This is a genomic window from Laedolimicola ammoniilytica (assembly GCF_025567165.1).
In the GTDB taxonomy this organism is placed as follows: domain Bacteria; phylum Bacillota; class Clostridia; order Lachnospirales; family Lachnospiraceae; genus Laedolimicola; species Laedolimicola ammoniilytica.
The window spans coordinates 154,394-161,220 of sequence record NZ_JAOQKC010000008.1 but is presented as its reverse complement, the minus strand read 5'-3'; the positions used below and the strand labels follow the sequence as shown (position 1 = coordinate 161,220).

General features: G+C 47.3%; 7 protein-coding genes. 1 reads left to right on the top strand and 6 read right to left on the bottom strand.

The window, feature by feature from the left end:
• A partial coding sequence (locus tag OCV63_RS07910; RefSeq protein ID WP_262670709.1) for a hypothetical protein occupies positions 1 to 718 on the top strand: 718 nt, incomplete at its 5' end.
• Positions 719 to 854: 136 nt separating this feature from the next.
• Here OCV63_RS07910 and OCV63_RS07905 read toward each other — a convergent pair.
• The 6 genes from OCV63_RS07905 to OCV63_RS07880 all read right to left on the bottom strand — a co-directional run.
• Positions 855 to 2,804 (bottom strand): recombinase family protein, encoded by a 1,950-nt coding sequence (locus tag OCV63_RS07905; RefSeq protein WP_262670712.1) that lies wholly within the window; start codon positions 2,802 to 2,804, stop codon positions 855 to 857.
• Entirely contained in the window at positions 2,785 to 3,015 is a 231-nt protein-coding gene (locus OCV63_RS07900; protein WP_015540908.1) for a helix-turn-helix domain-containing protein, read from the bottom strand. The genes OCV63_RS07905 and OCV63_RS07900 overlap by 20 nt, the downstream gene beginning before the upstream one ends.
• Before the next feature lie 89 nt (positions 3,016 to 3,104).
• Positions 3,105 to 3,290 (bottom strand): hypothetical protein, encoded by a 186-nt coding sequence (locus OCV63_RS07895; protein ID WP_021683581.1) that lies wholly within the window; start codon positions 3,288 to 3,290, stop codon positions 3,105 to 3,107.
• Between the two features lie 15 nt (positions 3,291 to 3,305).
• Complete coding sequence (locus OCV63_RS07890) at positions 3,306 to 4,595, bottom strand: plasmid recombination protein (RefSeq protein WP_055270003.1); 1,290 nt, start codon at positions 4,593 to 4,595, stop codon at positions 3,306 to 3,308.
• A 377-nt stretch (positions 4,596 to 4,972) separates the two neighbouring features.
• On the bottom strand, positions 4,973 to 6,364 hold the full coding sequence (locus OCV63_RS07885; RefSeq protein WP_055270001.1) for a DNA primase family protein: 1,392 nt from the start codon (positions 6,362 to 6,364) through the stop codon (positions 4,973 to 4,975).
• Positions 6,339 to 6,827, bottom strand: a 489-nt coding sequence (locus tag OCV63_RS07880) for a CHC2 zinc finger domain-containing protein (RefSeq protein WP_158363306.1), incomplete at its 5' end; no start/stop codon positions are given. The genes OCV63_RS07885 and OCV63_RS07880, both read right to left, overlap by 26 nt.

The window sequence follows — 6,827 nt, the reverse complement described above, 5'->3', positions numbered from 1 at the left end:
CCGTCCCGTTTTCATGCCCGCCTCCGCGCGGGCCTTTTTCGTTCAAGAGAGCGCCGGAGGCGGTCTTTCCTATAAAGTAAAAAAGTTGGGACTTGAATATTTTAATTATTCACATTTTGCGAAAATATTTCATATGATTTATACCGATAACAACATCAATGGTAAAACAAAGGCAACATATTGTAGCAAACTGTATAATTGGTTTGTTTGCTTAGGTTTGTTTGAAGAGGTTCAAGGCCAGACACATTTAATTAGCGCGCCAAGTGCTAAATCTGCTGCATTTAACTTGGATACAAGAAACCGCAGAGGCCGTTATCAAAGCGGCGGGCAAAACCTGTTTTGGGGGCAAACTTCTCCTGAAAAAATGATTTGTGCATACAATTTGATTGATTCTGGGCGAACAAATTACAATGAGCTAAAATCAGATGGCTATAGAAATGCGATAGAAGCTTTAGTAGCAGCTCGTGCAATAAGAAAAAGTGGCGACGAGGTCCATACTATTTGTAGCCTCCCCCAAGCATTTGCTAATATTGAACAATCGGATACAATTGTGTTTGCAAAGTCTTTGCTTGAGAACAATCCATCCATGAAAAGTGACGAAATGGGGATTAAACTGGAAGAGAAGTTTACCAAAAAATGGAAAAGCGGATCAAGAATACGGTATGGCAATGCGGTGATTGTATGGGTCAAATATTTAGCAGCTACTGATCACAACTAATTACAATGAATTTTCAATAATTAATTGATGCAGTATAGTGAATGTGTAATAAATAGCCAGGCCCGTACTACTTTTATAAGTAGAGAACGGATCTGGCTATTTTGTGCAATCAAACCCTAATTTGAAACCACAGCTTTTACGAAATCATCTGGAAATGTTTTAGCGCTTCTATGATTGCTGCTTCCTTTTCCGGCGGGCACTGTGGCACTTTTGCATCTTCCTTCTTTGGCAGGTTATAATTCTGTCCCACATCCAGCCCGCACTTCCGCTTGACTTGGGAGATATACAGGCTGGACACCTTCAAACCGTACTTCTCCAGCACGTAGGCTTTGATCTCGTCATAGGTAGCCTTGCTCTCCGCAGCCGTTAAATCCAGGTCATCCATGCTTAGATCAATCTCGATATGTTGCTTTGTGTGAAGTTTGGACAAAAGGCATACCGTCTCGACAGTTGTTTCAGTTTCCAAGGGAAGTTCTTTCACTTCCTCACCATCAACAGGCACAGGAAAATTGAATACGATCTTCTTTATCCAGCTTCCGTCTTTCCTTTTCTCCGGGAACATCTCAATTCGCTCGATAAAGGCCTTCATAAACTCCTTCTGCTCCGCTTCCGTTGCGGAATGGTAGACTTCATCAAATGCCAGCAACAAGCGATAGATATTGTCTCCGGAAATCTTCTCCTGCTGGATGCTGCGGATCTGACTTTGCAATTCGCCAATCTGAACTTCGATTTCCTCTATGGTGTCATACTGCTCATCATAGCGGCGCTGCAAGTCCAAAATCTTTCTGTCATAGTGGGCATCATTGATGTCCAAGGTATCCATCTGACGCTCCAAGCGGCTTTTCGTTCCAAAGGCTTGCTTTAGCCGCCCTTGTAGGACAGCAATCTGCCGTTCCATATCTTCTGTATCAACTGCTGTTCCGATTTTCGCCTGAATCGCTTCTACAAACCGTGGATTGTTGACCATAGCGGAGATAACCTTCGCCACAAATTTGTTGATTTCCGTCTGCTCGATATTCAGACGGAAACTGCACTCATGCCCGGTAGGTGTTACCGTATTTTTGCAGTAGTAATAATACCGTGTTTTCTTGTCCTTGCTGTGCGCCTTGGCGATATTGCCGTACATACTCTTTCCGCAGCATGGGCATTTCAAGATACCGGACAGGATGTGTGCGTGGTCTGGATTGTTAACCTTTTCCCGCTTAAAAGAATTGATCTTGCGCTTTTCCTGTGCCAGATACCAATCCTCTTCGGAAATGATAGCTTCGTGTTGTCCTTCATAAACCGGGAACTCCGACTGCTCAACCACGTGCATCTCGTTTCTTGTACCCTGTTTCTTTTCTGTTCTTCGTCTGCCGTAAGCAATCTTTCCCATATAAACAGGATTGTACAATACATTTTTCACAAAATCTCTTGAAAATCCCGGAATGGTATTATTCTGTCTTAGTTTCTTAGTATAACCATTGCGGTTCAGATATTTTGCAACTCCTGCAACACCCTCATTAGTGTGAATGTAGCGGTCATAAATGACACGAATTACTTCCACTTCATCCTCTGCAATGACAAGGTTTCCATTTTCCAGTTTGTATCCATATGGAGCGAAACCGCCGTTCCATTTGCCCTCACGAGCCTTTTGCTCACGTCCTGCCATTGTCTGTGTGCGGATATTTTCTCGCTCAATCTCTGCCACCGCAGACAGCACAGAGATCATCAGCTTTCCTGCATCCTTGGAGCTGTCAATGCCATCCTCCACGCAGATCAGATTGACACCGAAATCCTGCATGAGTTGCAAAGAATTCAGAACGTCCGCTGCATTTCTGCCAAATCGGGACAGCTTAAAGACCAACACATAAGAAACATCATCTTTGCCGTCCTGGATGTCATTCAGCATCCGTTGAAACTCCTGCCGCCCTTGAATGTTCTTTCCGGAAAAGCCCTCGTCAGAATACTCCCCGGCAACGATCATATCCTCGTATGCCGCATACTTCCGCAGCTTGTCACGCTGGGCATCCAAGCTGTATCCGTCAACCTGCATCGAGGTGGACACTCTTGTATAAAGATAGCATTTAAGTTGTTTCTTTTTCAGAATCTCCACCTCCCTCATTCCTTCCTTTTACCATAAGTCCCTCGTTGCGGATATAATACTCCAAAAGCCACAGCACATAATCCGGTGCATGGCGGTTGTCCAATTCCCATTCAGTCATAGTCCGGTAAGGAATATGGACGAGCTTGCAAAAATCTTTCCGATTCAGTCCTGTGCTTTCACGCAACTTTATAATTCTGTTTTTACAATCCATCCGTCTTTTCTCCACAAAAGCAAAAAATACACGTTGCGTAATCATTATAGCATAGCCATAGCGAATACGCAACGTGTAAATTGCAAATTTTATGCAGCCTTATCCGTCAGAAGCTGCGCTTGATTACTTTCCTCGGAATGCTCCACTCCCTGCGGTGCGTCCTGTTCCAATTTATCCAAAACCTGATGTCCATATTTCTGGAGCATCTGGCTCATAACATCCACACAGCGGTCAAATGCCGCATTATATTTCGCTTCCTCATAATATTTCTTCAATAGGCGATTCCTCCATCAAAGTTCCATATCCTGTCCACGCTTCCGGGCAGGGTGTTCGTGTTCCTGTGTTTGCTTTCCTCTGATGAGGATAGAATTGATAAAAGCCCGAACCTTTTCGGATGCGATTTCCAGTGCATCCAGAAAGGGTTGGGCTTTCTGTTTGAGTTCCATATATTTTTCGTTTACCGCTTCATACCGCTGCTTCCAGATGGAAACCGTCTTTTCTGCGGAAGCCAGTTTTTCTTTCAGACGCTTGTTGTCAGCATTGGCGATAATGCCATTGACCGCATAGCGTTTGAGTGTGTCGCATTCATCCGGTGTCAGCGTGATATTGTTTCCGAATGTGGCTTTTTTGCCCATTACTTCAATGTCCTGCACTGTCAGCGCAATGGTCTTTGCCGCCTTGGTTTCCTTTTGCAAAGATTCCAGTTTCTTTTTCTGTTTTGCTGTGGCAGCTTTGGCATCCTCCAAATTCTGTTCTGCCTGTGCCACCTGCCCGGTCACAGCTTCCAGCCGCTGCTGTTCTGCCTGCACCTTGAACTGGGTCACAGTCAGATGTTCCTCGGTGCTTCCACGTTCTCCACGCTCCACATCGGTATATCCGGCAGCTCGCATGAAATTGAAAAAGTCATCCTGCAACACACTGTAGGATGACTTCAAAATCTTTTTCCCTTTTGCGTTGAGCATGGGATTTCCGTCCTCGCCAAGCACCGGCTTGGACTCCCATTTCTTACTGCGGCTGACCTGTGTGATGACCTCCTTAACGGTTCCCCGGAGGGCTTCATCCTTGCATCGCTTCGACCAAAGGATCTGCTTTTCCACCACCGGGATATAAACCACATGAAGGTGGTAGTGGTACACATCTTCGCCCAAAGCTTCGGACATTGCTCGGTTGCGCTCATCGGCGTGCATCACAGCAGAGAGGATATACTGCTCACCACCTACGATCTCCGCAGCAGCTTTGTAGGCATCGGCATAAAACTGTTTCGCAAATTCATAGCCGCCATGATTGTAGAAATAAGCGGAATTCACATCAAATACCAACTCACCGTATTTGACGGCATCCGGTTTCAGACCTCTGGTGGAGATCACGCCGTCTTGTTCCATCTGCTCAAACATTTTTACATAATCGTCCGTGGGTGCTTTGAAATGGACGTTCAGAGAAGTGCGTTCCGGCACGATGTCCTGATTGCTGTAGCTGTCCTTTTCACGCTCATTGTGTTCCTGTACCTTCGCCACATCAGCCGGTGTTTCCAAGTCCTGATTTCTGGCTACGGTACGGTCTATTCCATCATTTCTTGCCATTGGATTTTTCCTTTCTTTGAGATTTGCAACAGCGGAAGGCTGGAGAACGGCACTTTTTCAAAGTGTAATAACCCACTATGACACTTTCATCCATACTGGCTGCAAAGTGCCGTGGGCTCTCCGAGGGCTCTCCCGAGGGGGAATGCGGTCACTGCGGTGACCTCTGCTGACCAAGGCGAAAATGTCTGCGCCTTTTCCCATGGTCAGCCCGTCTGCATGAAGCTGTTCTGTGTCAACTTCCTCTTGCAGCCGGTGTCCACAGACACTTTTTCAAAAGCATGTGGACATAGAAACAGCCCGAACGAGAGGATGTGTGCTGTTTCTATAACAAGCGTTTCACGCTCTTTTGCTGCGTACATACGTACCAGCAATGGGATTTACTCGACCTGCCGCCATTCCTCCGGAATGTCCTCCGGTACGTACGTACACGGCGAATCTCCGTAAAACCCATTTATATGAGGTCGTGCAATGGCTTCCACTCCCATGAATCCCCAAACCCGCCGTCCAGCAGAGTTGGTGATGTTGTTGCAATGCTCCAGATTGAATTTTCTGGCATTGGCAATCATGGCGTCGCTGAAGCTGCGGGCTTTCAGCGGTGCAAGGGAGTTTTCCTCGCACCACATCCGGTAGATTTCATAGAAATCCTTGGAGCTGATGGACGCATCCGCTTTGCGCCGGATATATCCCTCTGATTCCATGAAATCAAAGATATTGTTGTTGTCACGCTTGACCGCTTCCCGATTTTCACGGATGCGGTCACTCTCCGTAAACTTAAAGTTGTTGGCAACAAGCCGCTGCAAGCCTTCAAATGCCCACAGGAAGATACCCTCGGCTTCAGCTTTCATCTTCTCTGCAAGATCAGGATCATCAGCTCTGTCCACCTGCTTTTCCTTGGTGGTCAGCACAAGCTGTCTGCGATAAAATCCGTCGCTGCGGTCATACAAGGCTTGCAGATCACCGTTGCTGAATGCCAGCAATCGGGCGAACATCCAGCCCTGATAACTCTGCTTGCCTTTACGTTCCAAATCCATCTTGCCTTGTGCTGTCACGATGGATTTTACATAGTTGGTCTGGCGCAGAGCTTCCATCCGCATATCATCATCCACGCACAGGAGAATGTGTTCCAAATCGGCACGGGCGAAGCGGTTTTCAGAAATCTTGCCGATGCTGCCGTCTTTCATATTCGTGCCGAAGATGGTAGACAGTACCGCACCGATTTGAGATTTACCCTCGCCGCCGTTGCCTTTAATCACCATCATGCGCTGCCCCTTGTTGGAGGGAATCAGGCAATAGCCGATAAACTCCTGCAAAGTTGGAATGTCCTCGGCGTAAAGCAAACTATCCAGAAAGTTCAGCCAGATCACCGGCGCAGTAGCATCGGGATTGTAAGCAACCGGCAAACGGCTCCGCACGATAGCCGGTCTGCCCTCGGTAAATGTGCCGTTCAATAGCAGCGTACCGTTGGACAAATGAATCCGATCCTGCTCCGGTGGAAAGTCCGGCACTTGCGCTTCCAGTTTCAGCACTTCCAGAATGTTGGTGATCTTCCGGGGGATATTGTTTACGGCACAGAATTTCAGCTTGTCGTAAATCTCCCCACGCAGAGGAAGATCGTCCGTCACTCGACCATCGGGCGTGAAAAAAGCTCCGTTTGCGAAGATGATCCTGCGCTCTTGCAGAAATTCTTCACAAAACAGAGCTTCGTTGATGTTCTGCCCGTCAAACCACATGGGCAAGTTCATATCAGGCGTTTTCCGGTTCTTCGCCATGGTGCGCCACCTCCTTTTTCTTTTGTGCGGTATACTCTTGCAGAAAAGCAATTTTGCCGTCCTGCATCAGCTTGTCCACCAATGCCACCCGTTCTTCCAGATCACCCACCGTCAGCACATCTGCCATATATTCGATATGGCAGTGCATCTGGCAGGCTTCCACAAAACGGTCATCCAGAGCATCTTCCGGTGTCTTGGGAGCATAGCGCACTTTCCAATCTTCCAACAGATGCAAATAATCCGTCAGCACCCGGAAGCACAGCATTTCATCCTCCCGGAACTGACGGATATAGGGACGCTTCGGCTTGACCATAGCTGCGGCAGTGGGCGGTTTCGGGTCAAGCCCGAAGTCCAAAGCCAGCTTTTGCGCTGCTTCATAACTGCTCAGATTGAACAGCCTTGCCACAAGGTCGATCACATCCCCTTTGGCTCCGCAGCCGAAGCAGAAAAAATAGTCCTCATT

Coding starts and splice junctions, on each gene's coding strand:
- OCV63_RS07885 (WP_055270001.1), bottom strand. CDS start 6,364: ATGGCGAAGAACCGGAAAACGCCTGATATGAACTTGCCCATGTGGTTT.
- OCV63_RS07900 (WP_015540908.1), bottom strand. CDS start 3,015: ATGGATTGTAAAAACAGAATTATAAAGTTGCGTGAAAGCACAGGACTG.
- OCV63_RS07890 (WP_055270003.1), bottom strand. CDS start 4,595: ATGGCAAGAAATGATGGAATAGACCGTACCGTAGCCAGAAATCAGGAC.